This is a genomic window from Tessaracoccus sp. MC1865, assembly GCF_017815535.1.
Lineage (GTDB): Bacteria > Actinomycetota > Actinomycetes > Propionibacteriales > Propionibacteriaceae > Arachnia.
Genome location: NZ_CP072596.1, coordinates 1,254,021 through 1,277,034 on the forward strand (window position 1 = coordinate 1,254,021; position 23,014 = coordinate 1,277,034).

27 protein-coding genes and 1 tRNA gene are annotated in these 23,014 nt (G+C 69.1%); 20 read left to right on the plus strand and 8 right to left on the minus strand.

Going from position 1 to position 23,014, the window contains the following annotated elements:
* Positions 1 to 23 precede the first annotated feature (23 nt).
* Together arsD and arsA are read left to right on the plus strand one after the other, a co-directional pair.
* On the plus strand, positions 24 to 404 hold the full coding sequence (gene arsD / locus J7D54_RS05690) for an arsenite efflux transporter metallochaperone ArsD (RefSeq protein ID WP_182764317.1): 381 nt from the start codon (positions 24 to 26) through the stop codon (positions 402 to 404).
* A complete protein-coding gene (gene arsA, locus J7D54_RS05695) occupies positions 401 to 2,140 on the plus strand; it encodes an arsenical pump-driving ATPase (protein ID WP_182764316.1) in 1,740 nt (579 codons plus the stop codon). Before arsD ends, arsA begins: the two co-directional genes overlap by 4 nt.
* A 17-nt stretch (positions 2,141 to 2,157) precedes the next feature.
* Here the strand turns inward: arsA and J7D54_RS05700 are convergent, their stop codons facing one another.
* The gene (locus tag J7D54_RS05700) at positions 2,158 to 2,505 is read right to left on the minus strand and encodes a helix-turn-helix transcriptional regulator (RefSeq protein WP_182764315.1); all 348 of its coding nucleotides are present in this window, start codon (positions 2,503 to 2,505) and stop codon (positions 2,158 to 2,160) included.
* Positions 2,506 to 2,523: 18 nt separating this feature from the next.
* Between J7D54_RS05700 and J7D54_RS05705 the strand changes: the two genes are divergently transcribed.
* Complete coding sequence (locus tag J7D54_RS05705; RefSeq protein ID WP_209455221.1) at positions 2,524 to 3,093, plus strand: DinB family protein; 570 nt, start codon at positions 2,524 to 2,526, stop codon at positions 3,091 to 3,093.
* A 53-nt stretch (positions 3,094 to 3,146) separates the two neighbouring features.
* Here J7D54_RS05705 and J7D54_RS05710 read toward each other — a convergent pair whose 3' ends face one another.
* The 3 genes from J7D54_RS05710 to J7D54_RS05720 form a co-directional block, all read right to left on the minus strand.
* Positions 3,147 to 3,437: a hypothetical protein gene (locus J7D54_RS05710; RefSeq protein ID WP_182764313.1), complete on the minus strand. Its 291-nt coding sequence runs from the start codon at positions 3,435 to 3,437 to the stop codon at positions 3,147 to 3,149.
* A gap of 61 nt (positions 3,438 to 3,498) precedes the next feature.
* The gene (locus tag J7D54_RS05715; RefSeq protein WP_182764312.1) at positions 3,499 to 4,860 is read right to left on the minus strand and encodes a glucose-6-phosphate dehydrogenase; all 1,362 of its coding nucleotides are present in this window, start codon (positions 4,858 to 4,860) and stop codon (positions 3,499 to 3,501) included.
* A gap of 35 nt (positions 4,861 to 4,895) precedes the next feature.
* Positions 4,896 to 5,570, minus strand: coding sequence for an SDR family NAD(P)-dependent oxidoreductase (locus J7D54_RS05720; RefSeq protein WP_182764311.1), 675 nt, complete (start codon positions 5,568 to 5,570; stop codon positions 4,896 to 4,898).
* A gap of 260 nt (positions 5,571 to 5,830) precedes the next feature.
* On the opposite strand from J7D54_RS05720, the gene J7D54_RS05725 reads away from it, so the two are divergent.
* Both J7D54_RS05725 and J7D54_RS05730 read left to right on the plus strand, forming a co-directional pair.
* Positions 5,831 to 7,078 carry an FAD-binding oxidoreductase gene (locus J7D54_RS05725; protein ID WP_245244164.1) on the plus strand — a complete coding sequence of 416 codons (1,248 nt, stop codon included), beginning with the start codon at positions 5,831 to 5,833 and terminating at the stop codon, positions 7,076 to 7,078.
* On the plus strand, positions 7,075 to 8,358 hold the full coding sequence (locus tag J7D54_RS05730; RefSeq protein WP_182764310.1) for a cyclopropane-fatty-acyl-phospholipid synthase family protein: 1,284 nt from the start codon (positions 7,075 to 7,077) through the stop codon (positions 8,356 to 8,358). The genes J7D54_RS05725 and J7D54_RS05730 overlap by 4 nt, the downstream gene beginning before the upstream one ends.
* A 70-nt stretch (positions 8,359 to 8,428) precedes the next feature.
* Here J7D54_RS05730 and J7D54_RS05735 read toward each other — a convergent pair.
* Positions 8,429 to 8,513, minus strand: a tRNA-Leu gene (locus J7D54_RS05735).
* A 132-nt stretch (positions 8,514 to 8,645) separates the two neighbouring features.
* Between J7D54_RS05735 and J7D54_RS05740 the strand changes: the two genes are divergently transcribed.
* Positions 8,646 to 9,020: a DUF3224 domain-containing protein gene (locus J7D54_RS05740; RefSeq protein ID WP_182764309.1), complete on the plus strand. Its 375-nt coding sequence runs from the start codon at positions 8,646 to 8,648 to the stop codon at positions 9,018 to 9,020.
* Here the strand turns inward: J7D54_RS05740 and J7D54_RS05745 are convergent.
* Positions 9,001 to 9,984: an aldo/keto reductase gene (locus J7D54_RS05745; RefSeq protein ID WP_182764308.1), complete on the minus strand. Its 984-nt coding sequence runs from the start codon at positions 9,982 to 9,984 to the stop codon at positions 9,001 to 9,003. The genes J7D54_RS05740 and J7D54_RS05745 overlap by 20 nt on opposite strands.
* A gap of 13 nt (positions 9,985 to 9,997) precedes the next feature.
* Positions 9,998 to 10,825, minus strand: coding sequence for an undecaprenyl-diphosphate phosphatase (locus J7D54_RS05750; RefSeq protein ID WP_182764307.1), 828 nt, complete (start codon positions 10,823 to 10,825; stop codon positions 9,998 to 10,000).
* Between the two features lie 68 nt (positions 10,826 to 10,893).
* Between J7D54_RS05750 and J7D54_RS05755 the strand changes: the two genes are divergently transcribed.
* The 7 genes from J7D54_RS05755 to J7D54_RS05785 are packed head-to-tail and all read left to right on the plus strand — an operon-like array spanning position 10,894 to position 15,761.
* Positions 10,894 to 11,550 carry an MSMEG_4193 family putative phosphomutase gene (locus tag J7D54_RS05755; RefSeq protein ID WP_182764306.1) on the plus strand — a complete coding sequence of 219 codons (657 nt, stop codon included), beginning with the start codon at positions 10,894 to 10,896 and terminating at the stop codon, positions 11,548 to 11,550.
* 4 nt (positions 11,551 to 11,554) lie between these two features.
* Positions 11,555 to 12,073 (plus strand): DUF3090 domain-containing protein, encoded by a 519-nt coding sequence (locus J7D54_RS05760; protein ID WP_076063930.1) that lies wholly within the window; start codon positions 11,555 to 11,557, stop codon positions 12,071 to 12,073.
* On the plus strand, positions 12,070 to 12,807 hold the full coding sequence (locus J7D54_RS05765) for an SCO1664 family protein (RefSeq protein WP_182764305.1): 738 nt from the start codon (positions 12,070 to 12,072) through the stop codon (positions 12,805 to 12,807). Before J7D54_RS05760 ends, J7D54_RS05765 begins: the two co-directional genes overlap by 4 nt.
* Positions 12,808 to 12,824: 17 nt before the next feature.
* Positions 12,825 to 14,075: a cysteine--1-D-myo-inosityl 2-amino-2-deoxy-alpha-D-glucopyranoside ligase gene (gene mshC, locus J7D54_RS05770; protein WP_182764304.1), complete on the plus strand. Its 1,251-nt coding sequence runs from the start codon at positions 12,825 to 12,827 to the stop codon at positions 14,073 to 14,075.
* Between the two features lie 18 nt (positions 14,076 to 14,093).
* Positions 14,094 to 14,357 (plus strand): phosphoribosyl-ATP diphosphatase, encoded by a 264-nt coding sequence (locus tag J7D54_RS05775; protein WP_182764303.1) that lies wholly within the window; start codon positions 14,094 to 14,096, stop codon positions 14,355 to 14,357.
* Between the two features lie 13 nt (positions 14,358 to 14,370).
* Positions 14,371 to 15,234 carry an ATP phosphoribosyltransferase gene (gene hisG, locus J7D54_RS05780; protein WP_209455223.1) on the plus strand — a complete coding sequence of 288 codons (864 nt, stop codon included), beginning with the start codon at positions 14,371 to 14,373 and terminating at the stop codon, positions 15,232 to 15,234.
* Between the two features lie 8 nt (positions 15,235 to 15,242).
* On the plus strand, positions 15,243 to 15,761 hold the full coding sequence (locus J7D54_RS05785) for a hypothetical protein (RefSeq protein WP_182764302.1): 519 nt from the start codon (positions 15,243 to 15,245) through the stop codon (positions 15,759 to 15,761).
* Positions 15,762 to 15,781: 20 nt separating this feature from the next.
* Here the strand turns inward: J7D54_RS05785 and J7D54_RS05790 are convergent, their stop codons facing one another.
* Positions 15,782 to 16,300 carry a hypothetical protein gene (locus J7D54_RS05790; protein ID WP_182764301.1) on the minus strand — a complete coding sequence of 173 codons (519 nt, stop codon included), beginning with the start codon at positions 16,298 to 16,300 and terminating at the stop codon, positions 15,782 to 15,784.
* A gap of 53 nt (positions 16,301 to 16,353) precedes the next feature.
* On the opposite strand from J7D54_RS05790, the gene J7D54_RS05795 reads away from it, so the two are divergent.
* The 7 genes from J7D54_RS05795 to pheT all read left to right on the plus strand — a co-directional run bounded on the left by J7D54_RS05795 (position 16,354) and on the right by pheT (position 22,958).
* Entirely contained in the window at positions 16,354 to 16,863 is a 510-nt protein-coding gene (locus J7D54_RS05795; protein WP_182764300.1) for an SseB family protein, read from the plus strand.
* A 264-nt stretch (positions 16,864 to 17,127) separates the two neighbouring features.
* Positions 17,128 to 17,796 (plus strand): translation initiation factor IF-3, encoded by a 669-nt coding sequence (gene infC, locus J7D54_RS05800; RefSeq protein ID WP_371811088.1) that lies wholly within the window; start codon positions 17,128 to 17,130, stop codon positions 17,794 to 17,796.
* A 25-nt stretch (positions 17,797 to 17,821) separates the two neighbouring features.
* The gene (gene rpmI, locus J7D54_RS05805) at positions 17,822 to 18,028 is read left to right on the plus strand and encodes a 50S ribosomal protein L35 (RefSeq protein ID WP_076063949.1); all 207 of its coding nucleotides are present in this window, start codon (positions 17,822 to 17,824) and stop codon (positions 18,026 to 18,028) included.
* 98 nt (positions 18,029 to 18,126) lie between these two features.
* On the plus strand, positions 18,127 to 18,495 hold the full coding sequence (gene rplT / locus J7D54_RS05810) for a 50S ribosomal protein L20 (RefSeq protein ID WP_076063952.1): 369 nt from the start codon (positions 18,127 to 18,129) through the stop codon (positions 18,493 to 18,495).
* 11 nt (positions 18,496 to 18,506) lie between these two features.
* Positions 18,507 to 19,313, plus strand: coding sequence for an RNA methyltransferase (locus J7D54_RS05815; protein WP_182764299.1), 807 nt, complete (start codon positions 18,507 to 18,509; stop codon positions 19,311 to 19,313).
* Between the two features lie 46 nt (positions 19,314 to 19,359).
* Positions 19,360 to 20,472, plus strand: a complete 1,113-nt coding sequence (gene pheS, locus J7D54_RS05820; RefSeq protein ID WP_182764298.1) for a phenylalanine--tRNA ligase subunit alpha — start codon at positions 19,360 to 19,362, stop codon at positions 20,470 to 20,472.
* On the plus strand, positions 20,469 to 22,958 hold the full coding sequence (gene pheT, locus J7D54_RS05825) for a phenylalanine--tRNA ligase subunit beta (protein ID WP_182764297.1): 2,490 nt from the start codon (positions 20,469 to 20,471) through the stop codon (positions 22,956 to 22,958). The genes pheS and pheT overlap by 4 nt, the downstream gene beginning before the upstream one ends.
* The last annotated feature ends 56 nt before the right edge of the window (positions 22,959 to 23,014 follow it).

Here is a 23,014-nt window from a genome sequence, read left to right on the forward strand (position 1 = left end):
CATCAATACAAGGGAGTCTCATGATGAGCGCGATCAAGGTCTTTGAACCGCCGCTGTGCTGCAACACCGGTGTCTGTGGCACCGATGTGGACCAGACACTGGTGGACTTCGCTGCGGACGTCGCCTGGTTGAAGGAGCGTGGGGGTGCGGTGACGCGGGCGAACCTGGCGTCGGACCCGGCAGCCTTCGCAGAGGAAGAGGCGGCCAAGGAATTCATGCGGGTGGCCGGCATCGACGGCCTACCGCTGGTCGTCGTGGGCGGCACCACCGTCCTCACCGGCCGTTACCCGGACCGCTCTGAGCTGGCGCGATTCGCCGGCGTCGACGAACACCCGGATCTGGGCCTCACGGCTGCCACCGCTGGTGAGGGCGGCTGCTGTGGCGGAGGCGGATGCTGCTCATGAGGTTCCTCACGGACCTGCCCCGCAACGTGTTCCTCACCGGTAAGGGCGGGGTGGGGAAGACCAGTGTGGCGTGCGCCCTGGCCACGCGGCTGGCGGATGAGGGCAGGCGTGTCCTGCTGATTTCCACCGACCCTGCGTCCAACGTCGGACAGGTGTTCGGCGTCGAGGTGGGTCACCGCGTCGTGTCGGTGCCGGCCGTCCCTGGGCTCGATGCCATTGAGATCGACCCGGAGGAGGCTGCCCACCGCTACCGGGAGCGGACTCTCGCCCCGGTGCGCGACTTCCTGAAGCCTGAGGATCTTGCGGCGGCCACCGAGCAGCTGTCGGGGTCGTGCACGACGGAGGTGGCCTCGTTCAACGAGTTCACCGAACTGCTGGCAGAACCTGCCCGGACGGCGGCCTACGACCACGTGATCTTCGACACCGCACCTACGGGACACACCATCCGGCTGCTGGAACTGCCCGGCGAATGGACGGGGTTCCTCGACGAGGGGTTGGGCGACGCTTCGTGCCTCGGGCCGATGTCCGGGTTGGACAAGGCCCGCGGCACCTATGCGGCGGCCGTCGAGGCGCTGGCGAGCCCGGCGCGCACGAGGATCATCCTGGTCGCCCGGGCTGATCGGTCCAGCCTCGACGAGGCTGAGCGTGCACTGCTCGAACTGGCCACCGTCGGCATTCATGCCAGCCACCTCGTCGTGAACGGAGTCCTGCCCCAGGAGGAGATCCACGATGCGCTCGCCGACGCCATCCGTGCCCGCGAGGCAAAGGCGGTGGAGCAGTTGCCCCTCGGGCTACGGCGCCTCGAGCTCGACACCTTGCCACTCAGGGCCACCAACATGGTGGGCGTCGACGCGCTGCGCCGGATGTTCGGCCCGGCGGATCCGCCCGCGGCCGTGGCGGCCGGACAGCCAGCGGCCGGCGCCCCGGGGCTCGGCGCCCTGGTCGACGCGTTGGTCAGCGCGGACAAGGGCCTCGTGATGTGTATGGGCAAGGGCGGCGTCGGCAAGACGACCGTTGCCGCTGCACTGGCCGTCGCGCTGGCCGAACGGGGCAAGGACGTACTGCTGACGACGACGGATCCCGCCGCGCATCTGGACAGGACCGTCGGCATGGACGCGGCGGGGATCGAGGTCACCAGCATCGATCCGGACCGCGCCACCCAGGACTACCGGGACCGGGTGATGGCCACGAAGGGTAAGAACCTCGACGCGGCCGGTCGCGCTGCGCTGGAGGAGGACCTCAAATCGCCGTGCACGGAGGAGATCGCGGTCTTCCAGGCCTTCTCGAAGGCGATCGCGCAGGCGGACAAGCGGTTCGTGGTGATGGACACCGCGCCCACCGGGCACACCCTGTTGCTGATGGATGCCACCGGCTCGTACCACCGGGAGGTGGCCCGCGGGTTGGGCAGTGCCAGGTTCACCACACCGCTCATGCGGCTCCAGGACCCGGACTACACGAAGCTGGTCATCGTCACCACCGCGGAGACGACCCCGGTGCTGGAGGCGCAGAGTCTCGTCGACGACCTGGCTCGGGCGGGGATCGCGCCCTGGGCGTGGGTGGTCAACCAGACCCTGTCCCAAACCGGCACCTCGTCACCCCTGCTCAGGCAGCGGGCGGCGAACGAGGCCGGTCCGCTGGCCCAGGTGAGTGCCGGCGCGCCCAGGCTGGCGCAACTCGTCATGCAGCAGGTCCCGCCGATCGGCGCCCAACTGGCGGGCCTGAGCGCCGCACGTTGAACCGGGGGCGCGGCCCGTCAGCAGCAGCGGGCCGCGTCCTCAGTGGTGGTGCCCAGGAACTCACGCGCCACCTCCAGCACGTCGCTGGCCGCCGTGTAGTGCGCCCAGCGCCCCCGCTGTTCGCGCGTCACGAGGCCGGCGGCCGTCAGCTTCTTCAGGTGGTGCGACAGGGTCGGCTGGCTGATGCCGAGAGTGTCGGGGATGTGGCAGGCGCAGGCGGTGCCGTCGGGGGAGTCCGCGATGTGGGTCAGGAGCCGTACCCGGGTGGGGTCTGAGAGCGCCTTGAAGAGTTCGGCCAGACACGCTGCTCGCTCTGCCGACATCATCGAGGTGGGGGCTGTTGCGCACTCTGGGGCGGTGGACATCCATCCAGCTTAGGTGCATTGACGAACGTCGATGCGCGACCCCGGAACTGCGACGGGGGATACTGGGTCATGGTCGTGCCCGACGAGGTGCTGGCCCGGCTCGAGGATTGCCGGGAGGAATTCCGAGGCCTCGTCAGGGAGGCGAATCCGGCAGATCTGGTGGCGCCCACCCGGGGCACCCGGTGGACGAACCGGGAGTTGCTGTTCCACATGTGGTTCGGCCAGCACCTCGCCAGGGTGTTCGTTCCGTTGTTCGGGGTCTTCGGCCGCCTGCCGCGCCCCGTCTCCGCGGGATACGCGCGTGGCCTGACGGCGTTGAGCCGGCCCTACAACTGGATCAACTACGCCGGACCGGTCGCTGGCGTGAGGATCGTTTCCAGGGGGCGACTTGAGCGGTGGATGGACGCCGACACCCGCTGGCTCCTGACCTGGGCCGGGGGCGCCAGCGACGCCGAATTGAGGCTCGGCATGCCGGTGCCCGAGAGTTGGGACCCCTACTTCGCGTCCTGGATGACGCGTCTCGACGTGCTGGACTGGGCGCCTAAGCACTATCGACACCACCGCGCCCAACTGACCCTGAGCCTCTGACCCCGGGACTGTGCGCATTCTGTGGCCACCCACCTCGTCGTGGCACTGCCCGGTCAGGCACTCCACCCCAGTAGCGCCTCACCGAGCGACAGCCCGCCGATGAGGATGCCGAGCGCCAGAACCGGGACCAGGAGGACAAGCAACGGACGGTCCCGCAACAGCCGGAGGCAGACCAGCAGGAGCACCACCCAGATCACCCAGAAGCCCAGGAGCCATGGCATAGGGGTGACAAGCCCCACCGTCAGGTAGATGTAGCCCACCACGAGGTGAGCGAGGATCCCCAGGATGCCGAAGGCCCGCTTCCAGCCCGGCGGGGTCGGCGACACGTCGGAAGCTTGCGTCATTGAGCCAAACTACGCCCACACCCTTCGTGCTGTGTCCGCCAGGCGTCCCGAACTGTTTCCGTCACGCGTTCCAGCGCGTCGGCCCTGCTCCTCCTGCCACATACTCATCCAAGGGCACCAGCCCCTGCTGCCAGGCGTGAATGACCGGTTGCACGATCCGCCAACATTCCTCGGCCACGTCACCGCGCACGGTCAGGAGCGGGTCGCCGCGGAAGATGGAGTCGAGGATTTCGCCGTAGGGCTTGAGCGGGCTCTCCGCGAGGTCCGTCGAGAGCACCGACTGGTCCAGCTGGAAGCGGTTGGACTCCGCGTTGGTCGACAGCCCCAGCCTGATGTTGGCGGGTTTCATGCCGATGCTCAGCACGTTCGGCGGCGCCTCCGTGAAGCCCTCCGGCACGTGGTCCACCGGACGGAAAGCCACGGTGATGCCGTTGCGGGCGTCGCCGAGCGCCTTGCCGCTGCGCAACCGGAACGGGACTCCGGCCCACCGGTCCGTGTTGATCCTCACGGTGAGTTCCGCCAGCGTCTCGGTGTTCCGCGAGGCGTCGACACCCGGCTCGTCGACGTAGTTCGGGACGGCCTCGCCGCCGACCCGGCCGGCCGTGTACCGCGCGCGACGGGAGGAGGCCACCGGGTCGTCATCCCACACGTGGGTGTGCCGGAGCATCAGGGCGATGAGGTCGCGAACGTCACGCTCGTTGAGCGACGGCGGCTCCTCCATCGCGAACAGGGCCAGGACCAGCAGGAGGTGGCTCTGGATCATGTCGCGGAGTGCACCCGCACCGTCGTAGTAACCGGCGCGGCCCTCGAGCGCCAGCACCTCGTCGACGGTGATGTCGACGCGCTCGATGTTCTGGTTGTTCCAGGCATGCTCGAAGATGCGGTTGGTGAAGCGGAGCCCCAGGAGATTGAGTACCACGGACTTACCGAGGAAGTGATCGATGCGGAAGAGTTGGTTCTCCGGCACGAGACCGGCGAGCACCCCGTTGAGTTCGCGGGCAGTTTCGAGGCTGGAGCCGAACGGCTTCTCCAGGGCGAGCCGGAGCCCCGGCGGAATCTCGAGGGTGGTCAAGGCCTTGCAGAGTTCGATCGAGATCCGGGGCGGGAGCGCCAGGTAGAGCACCGGTGCGTCGCCGAGGCCATCGAGCAGGGTGCGCAGGGCGCCGGCGTCGGTGAGGTCGAGCTGTTCGTAGCGCGTGGTGGCGATCACCCGTTCGACGCTCGCCTTGGCGCACCGACCACCCAGCGCCCCGCGGACGCGCTCAACCCACTCCTCCTGGGACAACTCATCGGCGGCGCACCCCACCAGGGTCACGTCGTATTCAGGGTTGGTCTCGAGCAGGGTCCCCAGACCGGGCAGGAGGAGGCGGGTGGCGAGGTCGCCTGAGGCGCCGAGGATCGCGAGCGTGACGGGAACGGCCATTTGCCCACTCTATGCACCCGGCCCGGGATCGGGCGCTACTCGCGCCCCTCCTCGAGTGGGATGAGCATCGTCCTGAATTCACCCGGCGTCGTGTGGAGCTGCCAGATGCGCTCCGCGACACCGTCGACGCCGTTGGCGACCTTCAGCTTGGGGATGGAGCCGGGGATCACCAACTGGACGACGCGGACGCCCTCGTCGGCCAGCGCCTCGTGCAGCATCTCGCCGTACGCGCTCTCTGCCGGGAAGCCCACCGACGTGCCCGAGAAGCCCGCCCGGGCCTTCACCGAGGTGCCGCCGTTGATGAGGATGATCGTGCCGTCGCCCGCGGCGCGCATCCCAGGCAGAACTGCACGGGCCGCCGTGATGAGCCCCAACGCTGAGAAGCGCAGCGCCTCGAGCGCCAGTTCGGGGGTGAGGTCGAGGACGGGTTCCAGGTATGACCGGGACGGGAGCGGGCTGTACTGCAGCGCGGTGATCGGACCCAGCTCGCCGGCCGCTGCCGACAGCGCGGCCTCGAGGGACGCGGCATCGCGGACATCGGCTGCATATCCGCGTGCCGTCACGCCGCCGTCGGCGAGCTCGGCCGCGAGGGCGTCCAGCTTTGCTTTGTCGCGTGAGACGAGCGCCACCGAGAACCCTTCGCGCCCGAACCTGCGCGCCACCGCGGCGCCCAGACCAGGCCCCGCCCCGACGATTGCCAACGTTGCCATGAGGCTCTCCTTCACTCAAAGTCCCCTCTCGCTGAGCGTAGCGTCGGCCTGAGCGGCGAAAGCGAAAGGGGTACGGATTCTCCGTCCGGGCAGATACACGAGAGGCTCCGGGTTACTGTGGCCTCGTGGCAGCAGCACCTGTCCGGACGGAGCATGACCAGGCAATAGCGAGCCTGCGATCGTCGTACGAGGCGATCCCGGCAGGCTCGCCGGTGCGCCTCGCCAAGCCCACGTCGAACCTGTTCCGTCCGAGAAGCGGCATGACAGCTCCCGGACTGGACGTTTCCGGCCTCACCGGGGTACTGGCCGTCGACCCCGTGACGCGCACGGCAGAAGTCCAGGGCATGTGCACCTACGAAACCCTCGTGGACGCCACGCTCGCCCACGGGCTGATGCCGCTGGTCGTCCCGCAGTTGCGGACGATCACCATCGGTGGTGCGGTGAGCGGGCTCGGTATCGAGTCCACGAGCTTCCGCAACGGCATGCCGCACGAGTCCGTCCTCGAGATGGACGTCTTCACCGGGGCCGGCGAGGTGGTCACGACAAGGCCCGGCGACGCCCTCTTCGACGCCGTGCCGAACTCCTACGGCTCCCTGGGCTATGTCACCCGGCTCCTGATCGAACTTGAGCGGGCGCCCGCCTTCGTCGCGCTGCGTCACCTGCGCTTCAGCGACACCGGCTCGCTGGCCGCCACCATCGCCGACATCTGCGCGACCCGCTCCCACGACGGCGCCGCGGTCGACGGACTCGACGGCGTGGCCTTCGCGCCCGGGGAGTACTACCTCACCCTCGCCACCTGGACCGACGCACCCTCCGGCCCTGTCAGCGACTACACCGGCCAGCAGATCTACTACCGCTCCATCCGGAGCCTCTCCACTGACCAACTCACCGGCCACGACTACCTCTGGCGGTGGGACACGGACTGGTTCTGGTGCTCGCGCGCCTTCGGCGTGCAGCACCCGTTGGTCCGCAGGCTGTGGCCCCGCCGCTGGCGCCGCTCCGACGTCTACCACCGGCTGGTCGGGCTCGACCGCCGCACCCGCCTCAGCGAGCGGTTGGACGCGCTCGCCCGCCGCCCGCGGCAGGAACGCGTGATCCAGGACGTCGAGGTGCCGGTGGAGCGGGTGGGGGAGTTCCTCACCTGGTTCGATGACGCCGTCGGGATGCGCCCGGTGTGGCTCTGCCCGCTGCGACTGAGGGCGACGGGCGGACCCGGCGCCCGGCCCTGGCCGACGTACCCCCTGCGCGGGGGCACCACCTACGTCAACGTGGGCTTCTGGGGCGCCGTGCCCGTCGGGCCGGACGCGCCGCTCGCGCCGCGCAACCGGGCGATCGAGGAGAAGGTGCAGGCGCTGGGTGGGCACAAGTCTCTCTACTCCGAGGCCTTCTATGACCGGGACACGTTCGAGCGTCTGTACGGCGGCGCGAATCTGGCCGCGGTGAAGGCCCGTTACGACCCTGACAACCGGCTGACCAGCCTGTACGAGAAGGCGGTGGAGGAACGATGAAACAGAACCTGAACGCACGGATGCCCATCGCCGACGCGGTCGCGTCGCTGCTGCGCGAGGGCATGCCCCTGAGATTCACGGCATCGGACGGGAGCGCGACCGGACCGGAGGACGCGGAGCTGGGCCTGGCGCTGCGCACCCGGCGCGGACTCGCGTACCTGCTGACCGCCCCCGGCGAACTCGGCATGGTGAGGGCGTACCTCGCCGGGGACCTCGAACTGAGGGGCGTGCACCCGGGCGACCCCTACGAGATCCTCAAACTCGTCCAGGACCGGGTGGCGTTCCGGCTGCCCAGCGCCCCCGAGGCGCTCGAACTGGCGCGCTCTCTCGGGCTCGAAACGCTCAAGCCGCCCCCGCCGCCCCCGCTGGAGTACCCGCCGCGCTGGCGGAGACTGGCCAGGGGACTGCGCCACTCGAAGGCCCGCGATTCGGACGCGATCTCGCATCACTACGACGTCTCCAACACGTTCTACGAACACATCCTCGGACCGTCGATGACCTACACGTGCGCCGTCTATCCCAGTGGGGATGCGACGCTGGAGGAGGCGCAGGCGGAGAAGTACGACCTGATCTGCCGCAAGCTGGGGTTGCGCGCCGGAATGCGGCTGCTCGACGTCGGCTGCGGTTGGGGCGGCATGGTGCGCCACGCGGCGAAGCATTACGGCGTGCGGTCTCTGGGGGTGACGCTGTCGCGCCAGCAGGCACTCTGGGCCACGGACGCCATCGCGCGTGAGGGGCTCCGCGACCTCGCCGAGGTGCGGCACGGGGACTACAGAGACGTGACCGAGAGCGGCTTCGACGCCGTGAGTTCGATCGGGCTGACGGAACACATCGGCGTGAAGAACTACCCCACCTACTTCGCGTTCCTGCGGGATCGGCTCCGGCCGGAGGGCCGGCTCCTGAACCACTGCATCACCCATTCCCATAACCGCCGCGAGCCGGTGGGCCCGTTCCTGGACCGCTACATCTTCCCCGACGGCGAGATGAGCGGGTCCGGCGTCATCATCAGGGACGCGCAGGACGCCGGGTTCGAGGTCATGCACGAGGAGAACTTCCGCCCGCACTACGCCCTCACGCTCGCCGCCTGGTGCCGCAACCTCGTCGACCACTGGGATGCCTGCGTGGCGGAGGTGGGGGAGACGAAGGCCCGTGCCTGGGGGCTCTACATGGCTGGTTCCAGGCTGAGTTTCGAACGCAACCACGTCCAGTTGCACCACGTTCTCGCGGTGCGTGTCACCGACGACGGCACCAACGGTTTCCCGCTGCGACCCACCTGGTGAGCGACACACGCGTACAGAAAGCAAAACCCCCGATGATCTGCGTTTCCGCTGATCACCGGGGTTTCCAGTGTGTCCGAGAGAGGACTTGAACCTCCACGCCCTAAACGGGCACTAGCACCTCAAGCTAGCGCGTCTACCAATTCCGCCACCCGGACAGGGTGTGCTTCCCTTTCGGGGAGCGACAAGGAACTCTAGCAGGTACACCCCGGGACTACGCAAATCGGGGCTAGGGTGGGGTTCAGAAGGGCCCCGGCAGGTGGGCGCGGAACGTCTGAGGAGCAGATGACATGGGCGTTGAGGCGACCTTTGAGATTGAGATCACCCCCACTGAGGCCCTGCTGCCCGCCACCAGCAGATTCGACTTCGCCAAGGTATGGGAGGGCGCGGCGCAGGGCATCAGCAAGGGCGTCATGGTCTCGGGTGGGGACGCGTCCAGCGGGACGGCCGGCTACGTGGCCATGGAGGTCTTCGAGGGGACGCTGGACGGCCGCAAGGGAGCCGTCTCGTTCCAGCAGTTCGGCACCATGCAGGGCGGCGTGCAGGAGCTTCGCTACGAGATCGTCCCCGGCTCGGGCACCGGGGAACTGGAAGACGTCACCGGCACGCTGCACCTCGAGATCGACGGCGAGGGCCTGCACCACATCACGTTCGAGCTGGGCTAGCCGGCCGTAGCCCGTTCGGGCCGCCGGAGATGTCGTCGAGGGCGGCGACGATGGGCGGCACGAGCGTCTTGTGCTCGACGTCCATGAGCTCGGCCAGGTGCTCCGTGGTGCGGGGGCCGATGAGGGCCGAGGCCACCTGGGGAGCGTCCCTCGTCCACAGCAGCGACACCTGGGCCGCCGTCAGCCCCAAGCCCTGCGCGGCGTGTGCCACGGCGTCGACGATCGCCGACGAGCGGGGCTGCAGATACGGCTCGACGAACCAGCTGAAGTGATCCGAGGCGCCGCGGGAATCGCGGGGGATCCGGCCGCCGGCGTACTTGCCGGTCAACACCCCGCGGCCCAGCCCGGACCACGCCAGCACGCCCAGCCGGTGGTGCGCGGCGGCGGGGATGACCTCCACTTCGGCGCGCCGTGCCAGCAGCGAGTACTCCACCTGCACGCTGGACAACGTGACCCGGACCCGGTCCGCGTCCTGCCAGGTGGCGGCCGTGGCGGTCTGCCAGCCCACGAAGTTCGACACGCCCACGTAGTGGGCCATGCCCCGGGCGACGGCGGTGTCCAGCGCAGACATCGTTTCGTCGACGGGGGCGTCACCCCAGGCGTGCACCTGCCACAGGTCCACGTGGTCCGTCCCCAGCCGCCGCAGCGACTGCTCCAGGTCGTTGAGCAACGCGCCGCGGGACGTGTCGATCACCCGGCGTCCGTCGCGCACCACGAAGCCCGCCTTGGTGGCGATGACCAGCGACTCCCTGGGCAGACCAGCGTGCAGGGCCTTGCCGATCATCTTCTCCGCGACCCCGGCGCCGTACGCGGGTGCGGTGTCGACGAGGTTGCCCCCACCGTCGACGAAATCGTGCAGGAGGGCCTGCGCCATCGGCCACTCGACGTCGCGGCCCCACGCCATGGTCCCCAAACCGAGGGGGGAGACATGGAGACCGGTGGCACCGAGTGGACGAAGCTGCATAGCGGGACCCAGCCTATGCGGCCGCGAGCACGCCGGTGAGCAGCAGCACCGCGACGATCGCGGCCACAGCCAGGCGGTAGACGACGAAGAGCCGGAAGTTGTGCGTGGAGACGTAGCGCAGCAGCCACGCGATCACGGCGTAGCCGATGATGAACGCCAGGACGGTGGCCACGATGGTGGGACCCCAGGCGGCGGTGGCGTCGCCGCCGATGTCCTTGAGCTTGTAGAGGCCGGAGCCGAAGACCGCCGGGACGGCCAGCAGGAACGCGTAGCGGGTGGCGGCGGGCCGGTCATAGCCCAGGAACAGACCGCCGGAGATGGTGGCGCCGGAGCGCGACACACCGGGGATCAGCGCCGCGGCCTGGAACAGGCCGAACAGGATGCCGTCGCGCCAGCTCAGCTCCCGCAGGTCCTTGGAGTTGTTCTCGCCGAACCTGTCAGCGATCGCCAGCACGATGCCGACGCCGGCCAGCATCGCCACCGTGATCCAGAGGTTCCGCAGCGTGGTGTCGATGGCGTCCTGGAACAGCAGCCCCAGCACGACGATGGGGACGGAGCCGATGATCACCAGCCAGCCCATGCGTGCGTCGGGGTCGGAGCGCTCCACCGTGCCGCGGAGCGAACCGAACCAGCGCGCGATGATGCGCGCGATGTCCTTGCGGAAGTAGACGAGCACGGCCGTCTCAGTGCCCAGCTGGGTGACCGCGGTGAAAGCGGCGCCTGGGTCGCGGCCGTCGAACAACAGCTGCCCGATGATCGACACGTGCGCGCTCGACGAGATGGGCAGGAATTCCGTGAGACCCTGCACGATGCCGAGCACGATCGCCTGCAACCAGTCCATGTGTGCGTCCTCCCGAAGCCAAATCGGGGGCAACTGTACCGCCGACGCGGCTACTAGGCTTGGGCCCCATGACCAAGGTGGTGCTGATCAGGCATGGCCGCTCGACGGCGAACGCAGCGGGCGTGCTCGCCGGGCGCGCACCGGGGGTGGCGTTGGACGACATCGGGCGGGAGCAGGCGGTGGCCCTCGGCGAGCTGCTGAGGAACGTGACCATCGCGGCCGCCTACAGCTCCCCGGTGGAGCGGTGCATCGAGACGGCCACGCTGGCCGGCTTCCCCCGTCCGGAGTTGCTCGACGGCGTCAGCGAATGCGACTACGGCGAATGGACCGGCGCGAAACTCGACGACCTGAGCTCCCAGGAGGTGTGGGCCGACGTGCAGGCCCGGCCCTCCGTCGTGGCCTTCCCCGGCGGTGAGTCCATGCTGGCCATGTTCCAGCGCACGACTGCGGCCATCGCGGAGGTGGCGGCCAGGCACGGTGCCGACGATGTCGTCGCCGTGTTCTCGCACGGCGACCCCATCAAGGCGATTCTCGCGCACGCCTTTGGAATGCACCTCGACCAGTTCCAGCGCCTCCACGTGCACCCGGCCGGCCTCAGCGTCATCGATTACAGCGGCGAGCGGCCCCTCGTGGTGTGCGTGAACACCGGAGGCGACCTCGCCTCCCTGCTCGGGGGGAACTCCGCTCCGACCATCGGCGGTGGCGATGTCGCGGGCGTAGGGTGATGCCATGATGCTCGCCTTCGACAACCCGGATCGCTGCATCGTCGGCACCATCGGCGCGCCCGGTGAACGCCTGTTCCTCATCCAGGTGGCGCAGGGCAACCGCCTGGCGGCCGTGGCGCTCGAGAAGGAGCAGACGCTCCTGCTGGGCGTGCGGGTCGGCGACGTGCTCGACCAGCTCGCGGAACTGGGCCACGAAGTGCCGCCGCGGCAGCCACCGGCTGACAACGGTCCGCTCGACGCGCCCGTCGAGGTGCTGTTCCGCGCGGCGGCCATCGGCCTGGCCTGGGACCATGAGCGCAACCGCCTCCTCCTCGAACTCTTCTCCGCCGAACCTGACGAGGAGGGCGAGAACTCACTGGTACAGATCCGGATGACGCCCGTGATGGCGCGGGAGTTCTCCTCCCGCGCGGAGGTCGTCGTCGCCTCCGGGCGGCCCTCCTGCCCGGCGTGCAGCCAGCCACTGGACCCGGCAGGACACATCTGCCCCCGCGCGAACGGCTACCGCGGGCCGCTGTTCGGATGACCGGGCCCAGCGGAGCGCTCCAGGTCGTGGGGCGGCTCGTCGATGCCTCCAACGCCACCTTCCTCGCCGTCGACGAGGAGGAGGCGCACTGGGTGTACAAACCGGTGGCGGGGGAGTCGCCGCTGTGGGACTTCCCGATGGCCACCCTCGGCCGCCGCGAGGTCGCGGCCTACGCGCTGTCAGAGGAACTCGGGTTCGGTGTGGTGCCGCTGACAGTCTGGTGCGAGGGGCCGCTCGGCGAGGGATCTGCCCAGCGCTGGGTCGACGGCGCGCCCACGCCGCTCATCGACCTGCTCGAGCCCACCGACGTGGACGAGACCTGGCTGCCGATCCTCACCGGTCTGAACGCTGAGGACCGCCCCGTCGTGCTGGCGCACCGCGACGACCCCCGGCTCCGCGCTCTCGCCCTGTTCGACGCGCTGCTGAACAACTCCGACCGCAAGGCCAGCCACGTCATCACGCACGGCGACGCCCTCGCCGGGGTCGACCACGGCGTGAGCCTCCACACAGACAACAAACTGCGCACGGTGCTGTGGGGATGGGCCGGCGATCCACTCACCGAGGGCGAGCTCGCCGTCGTGGCGCTCGCTGCGGCCATCGAAGCGCCGCTCGCGCCCGGGCTGACCGACGAGGAATGGGCCGCGCTGACCAGCCGGGCCGAGGAGATGCTGGCGGAAGGAGCGATGCCGCGGCCATCCGAGCGGTGGCCCAGCATCCCGTGGCCTCCGATCTAGGCGGTAAGTTGTGACCCATGTATGCGTGGGAAACCGTTGACGTCCCGGCCCTGCCGCCCTCGGGCGGCGCCGTTCCGGACAAGCTCACCCTGTTCGACACAGCGTCGCGCAGCCAGGTGCCTGTGGCCGCGGACGTGGAGACCGCGCGCATGTACGTGTGCGGCATCACCCCCTACGACGCCACGCATCTGGGTCACGCCAACACCTACCTCACGTTCGACCTGATCAACCGCGTCTGGCGCGACCTCGGGCTCAACGTCGACTACACCCAGAACGTCACCGATGTCGACGACCCGCTCCTCGAGCGCGCCGCCGAGACCGGCGTCGAATGGGAGGAACTGGCCGCGGACCAGACCGAACTGTTCCGCAGCGACATGCAGGACCTGCGCGTCCTGCCCCCGAACAACTACATCGGAGCCGTGGAGTCCATCAGCTGCGTCACCGAACTGATCGACGACCTGCTCGCCAGCGGTTTCATCTACCAGGTGGGCGACGACGAGCACCCGGACTGGTACTTCAACACGGCAGCCGCGCCAGGCTTCGGCGGCGTCAGTCACCTCAGCGAGGCCGAGATGATCGCCAGCTTCCGTGAGAACGGCGGCGACCCGGACCGCCCGGGCAAGCGGCACCCGCTCGACAGCCTGTTGTGGCGCTACTCCCGGGAAGGTGAACCCAGTTGGTCCTCACCGCTGGGCGCCGGTCGTCCCGGCTGGCACATCGAGTGCACCGCCATCTCGCTGCGTTACCTCGGAGCGAACTTCGACGTCCAGGGTGGTGGGGCAGACCTGGTCTTCCCGCACCACGAGATGTGCGCGGCGCAGGCCATCGTGGCCAGCCGTGAGCCCCTCGCGGATGCCTTCGTGCACTCCGGCCTGGTGGCGCTCCACGGCGAGAAGATGAGCAAGTCCAAGGGCAACCTCGAGCTCGTCAGCCGCCTGCGCAAGGCCGGGGCGGACCCCATGGCCATCAGGCTGGCGCTGCTGGACCACCACTACCAGGAGAACTGGGAGTGGACGCCGGACCAGCTCGAACGGGCCACCGAGCGCCTCGCCCTTTGGCGGGGCATGGTCAACGACGGCGGGGCGCTGCCCGCGGGCGAGACGATCGCCGCCATGCGTACCGCGCTCCGCAACAACCTCGACGCCCCTGCCGCCCTCGCGGCCGTCGACACCTGGGCGGCGGCCAGCCTCAGCATCGGTGGCGACGACACCGACGCCATCTCGGAGATGTCCGCCGCGGTCGACGCGCTGCTCGGCATCAAGCTCTAAGCGATAAGGTCTGGAAACGTGAAGTCCTTCGAACAGCTCTTCGAGCAGCTCACCGAAACCGCGCGCAACCGGCCCGAAGGCTCGAGCACGGTGGAGCGGCTGGACGCCGGCGTGCACGCCATCGGCAAGAAAGTCGTCGAGGAGGCTGCCGAGGTGTGGATGGCCGCCGAGTACGAGTCGAAGGACCAGGCCGCCGAGGAGATCAGCCAACTGCTCTACCACCTGCAGGTCATGATGATCGCCCTTGATCTCGACCTCGACGACATCTACCGCTACCTCTGAGGACGAACCGAACGTGATCACCGAACGACTCCTTCGCATTGCCGTGCCCAACAAGGGCGCCCTCGCCGAGGCCGCGTCCCAGATGCTGCGCTCCGCCGGCTACCGCCAGCGCACGGACAGCAAGGACCTCACGCTGATCGACACCGATCACGGCGTGGAGTTCTACTACCTCCGTCCCCGTGACATCGCGATCTACATCGGCCGCGGCCACCTGGACATCGGCATCACCGGCCGCGACATGCTCCTGGATTCGGCGGCGGACGCTACCGAGGTCATGGCGCTCGGTTTCGGCGGCTCCCGGTTCCGTTTCGCTGCCGTCAACGGGTCGTCGATGACGCTGGAAGACCTCCGCGGCAAGCGCATCGCCTCCTCCTACACCGGTCTGCTCCAGACATACCTCGACGAGAAGGGGATCGAGGCCGAACTCGTCGGGCTCGACGGCGCGGTCGAATCCGCCATCCGGCTCGGCGTCGCCGACGTCGTGGCTGACGTCGTCGACACCGGCACCACGCTGCGTCGCGCGGGCCTCGAGATGTTCGGCGACCCGATCTGCGAATCCGAGGCCGTCCTCATCCAGCGCAACGGCGGCAGCGCGCTGCCGCCTCTGGCGGAGGCGCTGAAGACCCGCCTGCACTCGGTGCTCGTCGCCCAGAACTACATGATGCTCGACTACAACGTGCACACCGATGACCTGGAGACCACCACGTCGCTGGCCCCGGGCGTAGAGGGCCCGACGGTGTCGGCGCTCTCGAAGGAGGGCTGGAGCGCCGTGCGCGTGCTGGTTCCCCGGAAGGGCGCCCACCTCCTCATGGACCGCCTCCACGACGCCGGCGCGCGGGGCATCCTGCTCACCGAACTCGCCGCCTGCAGGCTCTGAGGAGCGTCGTGACAGATCCCGTCGACCAGCCGCTCACCCCCGGGGAAGACCCCGTCCCCGCGAGGCTCTCGTACTCCAGCCCGCCGGCGCTGATGACCGGTGTCGTGCTGTCCATGGTGCTGCTCTTCGGCGCGCTGTACGGCTGGTACGCGCTGGGTCCGGAGATCCGTGGGCAGGTCACCTGGGCTCAGGCGGGCACGCTGCTGTTCATCGTGTTCCTGATGATCGCCATCATGCTGTCCGTCGGCTATTCACGGCTGTGGGCGGCCGACGGTGTGGTCACCGTCCGCAACGGGCCGTTCCTGCGCCGCTACGGCGTGGACACGATCGCGGGGGTGCGGCTGCGTCCCGGCGATGCCTGGAGTTCACTGCTGGTCAAGCAGGAGGACACCCTCAAGCGCAGGCCCGTGCTGGCCATCCAGTTCCTCGAAGGTGAGGGTGGCAAGCGCAAGATCATCGAACTGCGCCGGTGGCTGAAGGCCAATGGGGCGACCTCGGCGGGCTACAGCAGCGCCGACGCCGACTGAGCCGGCCGATCCCGCCCAGCTCACATGATGCCGCGCTTGCGCAGCAGCGCTTCGATCTCCGCGTCCTCGGGGTCTGTGCCCTTCTGAACCGCGGCGGGCTTGTCGGCCGGCTTCGGGGCGGGGGAGGGCGTCGACGGCGCGGTGCCGGTGGCGGGCTTGGCCGCGGTGGCGCCGGGCACCTGCCTGGTGCGGTTGCGCTGGGGGGCCTCCCTGCCCGCGGCGGGCTGAGCCGCATGCTCACGGGCGGGCTTCCGGGGCAGCATGAGCCCCACGACGGTGAGGATGATGCCGCCCACCAGCAGGCCCAGGCCCCACGCCACGGCGTTGGTGAACACGGTGCGCTGGAACCAGTCCACCAGGCTCATGATCCCGTTGATGAGCAGCCTGAGCAGGCCGGTGAGGTACAGCCCCACGGGGATGGCGGCCAGGCCCAGCCCGATGATCAGCGGCCGCACCCTTCCCACCCGGGCGGTGACTCCTGCGGCGATGGCGAGGATCACGACGGCGACGGCGATGGTCCCGATGAGCTCAATGGGCATGTCCCCCAGTCTGGCACATCGCCGCGGGCGCATGAACGGCTAGGGTTCTGGGCATGGTCGAACTGCGCTCCCTGGCACAACCGAACTCCCGCTTCGCCGGGGACGACGGGGCGGCGGATCCGTTGACCCGCGCCGCCATCGCGCGCGCCCAGGACCACAACGGCTACATCAGGGCCCTGGTGGCGCTCTGCACCAGCCGCCTGCTCCTGCCGATCGTGGCCAGCGGTGACGAGGGCGGTGACGCCCCGGACCCGGACCGTCACGCGGAGATGGCGGCCGTCACGCTCACGGACGAGTCCGGCAGTTACCTCCTGGCCTTCACCGGCTACGACTCCCTCAAGGCCTGGGAGGCCGACGCGCGGCCCGTGCCCTGCCTGCTCGACGAGCTCTGCGCCACCGTCGAGGCCGCTGACGCGGAGCAATTGCTGATCGACGTCGCCGGCCCTGTACCGTTCGTGATCGCCGGCGACGCGCTGCAGAAGTTCGCCGACGGTTTCCGTCTCGTCGAGTTCGAGGGCGAGGACTTCGCGTGGGTGAAGTACGCCGAGGACGACGAAGCCTGACCACGCCGCCGGGCCCCGGCGAGCCCGGTTTTGGAAGATGCAGGGCGGCCTGCGTATAATCTTCAAGGTTGGCGGCTTCCGGCTGCCCTGATAAAGCGGAGTTCCACTCCCACCCGAGTTGCTGTGGCGGCCGGGTCACCCCACGACGAGCGGTTGCTCCGTCGTCGAGTTGGTGTGTGGGCCTCTGCATGTGCAGGGGCCTTTTGCTGTTGACCAGTACATACCAACTCTTCAACTGGAGGACCCATCAGCACTGAACCGCGGATCAACGATCGCATCCGAGTACCCGAAGTCCGGCTCGTCGGCCCCAATGGCGAGCAGGTCGGCATCGTGCGCGTCGAGGACGCCCTGCGTCTCGCGGCGGAGAACGATCTGGATCTTGTCGAAGTGGCCCCGCAGGCGCGTCCGCCGGTCGCCAAGCTGATGGACTACGGCAAGTTCAAGTACGAGGCGGCACAGAAGGTGCGCGACGCCCGCAAGAACCAGCAGAACGTCACCACCAAGGAGATGAAGCTCCGCCTCAAGATCGACCAGCACGATTACGAGACGAAGAAGGGCCACGTGGTCCGCTTCCTCAAAGCCGGCGACAAGGTGAAGATCACCATCATGTTCCGCGGCCGCGAGCAGTCCCGCCCCGAACTGGGCATGGAACTGCTGCGCCGCCTGGCGGCCGACGTGGCGGAGTTCGGCTTCATCGAAGCCTCTCCCAAGCAGGACGGCCGAAACATGCTCATGGTGCTCGGACCCACCAAGAAGAAGACCGAAGCGAAGGTCGATCAGGCCGCCGACCGCGACCGCCGCATGGCGGAGCGCAGGGAGCAGGCCGAGAACGAACGGGTGATGGAAGCGGAACTCCGCGCCGCCGCCCAGACGGATGCCCACCAGAAGAAGCGTGGTCCTGCAGACAACATGGACCCAGACATCGATCTCTGAGATCGAGTAGGAAAGCGAGCTAGATATGCCGAAGATGAAGACGCACTCCGGTGCGAAGAAGCGGTTCAAGATGACGGGCACTGGCAAGATCCGTCGTGCTCAGGCCAACCTCGGCCACCTCAACGAGACCTTCGGCTCGACGCGCCTGCGTCGCCTGAAGGGCACCGCCCAGGTGTCCAAGGCCGACGTCAAGTCGGTGCGCAAGCTGCTCGGCAAGCACAAGGGCCGCTGATCCCGCACGCTGAACCCGGCCCAGGCCGGGGCTCAAGCCGGGACGCAGTTCCCACCCCACCATCTTTCTGAATCACACACACCACCCAAGGAGTCACCATGGCACGCGTGAAGCGTTCGGTGAACGCGCTCAAGAAGCGCCGCGAAGTTCTCGAGCAGGCGAAGGGTTACCGCGGCCAGCGGTCGCGTCTGTACCGCAAGGCAAAGGAGCAGCTGCTCCACTCGTACACCTACGCCTACCGCGACCGTCGCGCCAAGAAGGGCGACTTCCGCGGCCTCTGGATCCAGCGCATCAACGCTGCCGTCCGCGCCGAGGGCATGACCTACAACCGTTTCATCAACGGCCTGAAGAACGCCGGTGTCGAGGTGGATCGCAAGATCCTCGCCGACCTTGCCGTCAACGACATCACGGCGTTCAACGCCCTCGTCGCCGTCGCCAAGGACAACCAGCCCGCTGCAGCCGCCTGAAAGCGGACTCAGTGACCCTTCGACCGGACGCAGCCCCCGGCCTTCCCGCCTCGGTGCTGCGTTCGGTTCGTCGTTTGACGGGGCGACGCGGCCGCGACACGGCCGGGCTCTTCCTGGCCGAGGGCCGACAGGCCGTGCGCGAGGCGCTGGCCGTCGGTTCGCTGGTGGAGGAGGTCATCGTCGATGACCCCGCCAAACACGCCGATCTGCTCGACGCCGTGAACGTGCCCGTGTGGCAGGCCACGGACCAGCAGATGCGCACGCTGAGCGACACGGTCACCCCGCAGGGGATCGTGGCGGTCTGCCGCCAGTTGTCGTTCGGCTGGGAGGACGTCACCGACGCCCGCCTCCTCGTGATCTGCGCGCAGGTCCGGGACCCGGGCAACGCCGGCACCGTGATCCGCTGCGCGGACGCCTTCGGCGCCGACGGCGTGATCCTCACCACGGGAAGCGTCGAGATCTACAACCCCAAGACGGTGCGCTCCACCGTCGGCAGCCTCTTCCACCTCCCCATCCTCACCGGGGTGCCACTCGCTGAGGCGGTAGCCAAGGTCAAGGCCATGGGCATGACGGTGCTGGCGGCCGACGGCGACGGGGACCCGCTCGACCTGAAGGCCGCCGCCGGCGAACTCAGCGGCCCTGTGGCCTGGATCATGGGCAACGAGGCATGGGGACTGCCCGAAGAAGACCGTGAGTTGGCCGACGAGGTGGTCGCCGTGCCAATGTGGGGTGGGGCGGAGAGCCTCAATCTCTCCAGCGCTGCTGCGGTGTGCCTCTACGCCACCGCCTCCGCACAACGACGCTCTTCAGCAGGATGACGGCACCGCGCCGTCCGTCCACGCAACAGTGAACAAGGAGGGACCCATGTCGGGGCCAAACGACAACTTCGATCCCAAGCAGGTCGCCTCGCTCGGCCCGGCGGCCATCGACGGTTTCGTCGCTGACGCGCTGGCAGCCATCGGCGCCGCGGTCACGACGGCTGAACTCAAGCAGGCGCGGCACGACCACGCGGGCGACACCTCGCCGCTGGCGCTCGCCAACCGCGAGATCGGCGCCCTGCCCCCGCAGGCACGCAAGGAGGCCGGGCAGCGCATCGGCAAGGCCCGCGGCCAGGTCAACCAGGCCTTCGCGGCTCGCCAGGAAGAGGTCGCGGCCGCTGAGCTTGAGGCCTCGTTGATCGCCGAGCGCATCGACATGACCCTCCCGGTCACCACCGGCCCGCGCGGGGCGCTGCACCCCATCACCAACCAGATCGACGAGATGATCGACGTCTTCGCGGACATGGGCTGGGAGGTCGCCGACGGTCCGCAGCTCGAAGCGGAGTGGTACAACTTCGACGCCCTCAACGTGCCGGTGGACCACCCCGCGCGGGCCCTGCAGGACACCCTCTGGATCGACCCGCCGTCGGCAGGCAAGCTGCTGCGCACCCAGACCTCCCCGGTCCAGGCGCGCGCCCTCCTGACGCACGGTGTGCCGCTGTATGTCGTCGTCCCCGGCAAGGTGTTCCGCGCCGATGAGTACGACGCGACGCACCTCCCGGTCTTCCACCAGCTGGAGGGCCTCGTCGTGGACAAGGGCATTTCCATGTCGGACCTGCGCGGCACGCTCGACCACCTGGCCAAGGCCATGTTCGGTGGCGACACCGCCACCCGCATGCGCCCCCACTACTTCCCGTTCACTGAGCCCTCGGCCGAGGTAGACGTGCAGTGCTTCGTGTGCCACGGCGAGTCCGTCGGCAACCCCGACGCGCCCTGCCGCACCTGCCGTTCCGAAGGCTGGATCGAGTGGGGCGGTTGCGGCGTCGTGAACCCGCGGGTCCTGCGGGCCTGCGGCGTGGACCCGGAGGTCTACTCCGGCTTCGCGTTCGGTATGGGCATCGACCGCACGGTCATGTTCCGCACCGGCGCCCCCGACCTCCGCGATTTCGTGGAGGGCGACATCCGCTTCAGCCGATCCATCCTGGGAGGAGCCCGATGAAGGCCCCCGTCTCCTGGTTGCGCGACCTCGTCACGCTGCCCTCCGACGTCACCACCGCCAAGCTCGCCGAGCAGTTCACCGCGGTGGGGCTCACCGTCGAACGCATCGAGTCCACGGAGTCGCCGGTGACGGGCCCGCTGGTGGTCGGACGCGTGCTCAGCCACGTCGACGAACCGCAGAAGAATGGCAAGACCATCCGCTACTGCCGCGTGGACGTCGGCGGGCACAACGACCCTGCCACCGACGAGTTCCCGGCCTCCCGCGGCATCGTCTGCGGCGCGCACAACTTCGCCGAGGGCGACCTCGTCGTCGTGTCGCTGCCTGGCACCGTCCTCCCCGGCAACTTCGAGATCGCCGCCCGCAAGACCTACGGCCACGTCTCCGACGGCATGATCGTCTCGGAGCTCGAGTTGGGCCTCGGCGAGGATCACGACGGCATCATCGTGCTCGCCCCGGGCAGCGCGGAGCCCGGTACCCAGGCGCAGGACATCCTGTGGAGCGCCGACGAGGTGCTCGACATCGATGTGACGCCGGACCTGAGTTACTGCCTGTCGCTGCGTGGACTGGCCCGCGAGGCGGCCATCGCCAACGGCGTGACCTTCGAGGACACCTACCGCCAGCCCCTGCCCGAGCCCGTTGAGGGCGGCCATCCGCTGGTGCTGGAATCCGAGCGCTGCACCTCCTTCGTGGCGCTGACCATCGAAGGCATCGATCCCGCCGCGTCCTCTCCCGAGTGGATGGCTGAGCGGCTGCGCGCCTCGGGCGTGCGTTCGATCTCGCTGGCCGTCGACGTGACCAACTACGTGATGCTCGAATCCGGCCAGCCGCTGCACGCCTACGACGGCGACAAGCTGCAGGGCCCCATCCGGGTGCGGCTCGCGCACGAGGGTGAGCGCCTGACCACGCTGGACGGCCAGGACCGCGCGCTCACCACCGACGACCTGCTGATCACGGATGATTCCGGTCCCATCGGCATGGCCGGCGTCATGGGCGGCGAGAACACCGAGGTTTCGGAGGGCACCACGAGGATCGTCCTCGAAGCCGCGCACTTCGAGGCCACCTCGGTGTCGCGCACGTTCCGCCGTCACGGCCTGCCGTCCGAGGCCTCGAAACGCTTCGAGCGCGGCGTCGACCCGCAGCTGCCCTACGCCGCCGCCAAGCGAGCCGCGAAGCTGCTGACCACCCACGGTGGGGGACAGGTGACGGCCGAGACCGTCGTCGGTTCCGCCCCAGTGCCGCACACGGTGTCGCTGCGCAGCGGCCTGATCTCCGACGTGCTGGGTACCCGCATCGAGCAGGACGAGACGCTGCGCCTGCTCAACGCCGCGTCGATCGGGGTGACCGCGCTGGGGGACTCGCTGACCGTCACCGCCCCCAGCTGGCGCAACGACCTCGTGGACCCCTATGACGTGGTGGAGGAGGTCGGTCGTCACGTCGGCTTCGACCGGATCGGCATGACCCTGCCCGTCCCCCCCGTGACCCGCGGCCTCGACCCGGCCATCCGTGACCGGCGCGCTGCGATGCGCGCGGTGGCGGGCCTGGGTTTCACCGAGGTGTTGTCCCTGCCGTTCGTCTCGGTCGATGAGCTCGACCAGTTGGGTGTCGCTGAGGCGGACCCCCGTCGACGCCTCGTGAAGCTGGCCAACCCGCTGTCGGAGACGCACAGCTACCTGCGCACCTCGTTGCTGCCCGGCCTGTTCACGGCCGTCGCTCGCAACACGTCGCGCAGCCTGCCGGATCTGGCGCTGTTCGAGAAGGGCAGGGTCTTCTTCGACGGCGGGGAGCCCGACGCCCCCCGCCCCGGAGTCGCCACCCGCCCCACCGAGGATGAGTTGGCCGCGCTCGACGCAGCGCTGCCCGCGCAGCCCGAAACCATGGCCGCCGTCGTGACCGGCAACTGGAAGTCCGCAGGCTGGGACGGTCCCGCCGTCGTCGCCGACTGGACCCACGTCGTCGCGTTCGCCGAAGCGGCCGCCGCGGCGGTCGGCGTCGAACTGGAGCGCCGCAACGTGGAGATGGCGCCGTGGCATCCCGGCCGGTGTGCCGAGCTGTCGGTCAACGGCATCGTGCTGGGCCACGCGGGTGAACTGCACCCCCGGGTGGTCGCCGCTTTCCGCCTGCCGGAACGCAGCTGCGCCGTCGAGTTCAACGCCGACCTGCTGTTGGGCCACGCCGTCCGCGGCGGCGACATCGAACCCATGCGCTCCTTCCCCATGGCGAAGGAGGACGTGGCGCTGATCGTCGACGCCGACATCGCCTCCGTCGAGGTGGAGGCAGCTCTGGCTGAGGGTGCCGGTGAACTGCTCGAGTCGATCGCGCTGTTCGACGTCTACACGGGCGACCAGGTGGGCGAGGGGAAGAAGTCGCTGGCGTTCGCGCTGCGTTTCCGCGCCGATCGGACGCTGACCGACGCAGAGGCGGCGGCGGCCCGGCAGTCCGCGGTGAAGATGGCGGAGGAGCGCTTCGGCGCGGTCCAGCGCGCCTGAGTATCGGAAGATACGGGAACGATGCGGGCCCTGCAGCGATCACGCTGCAGGGCCCG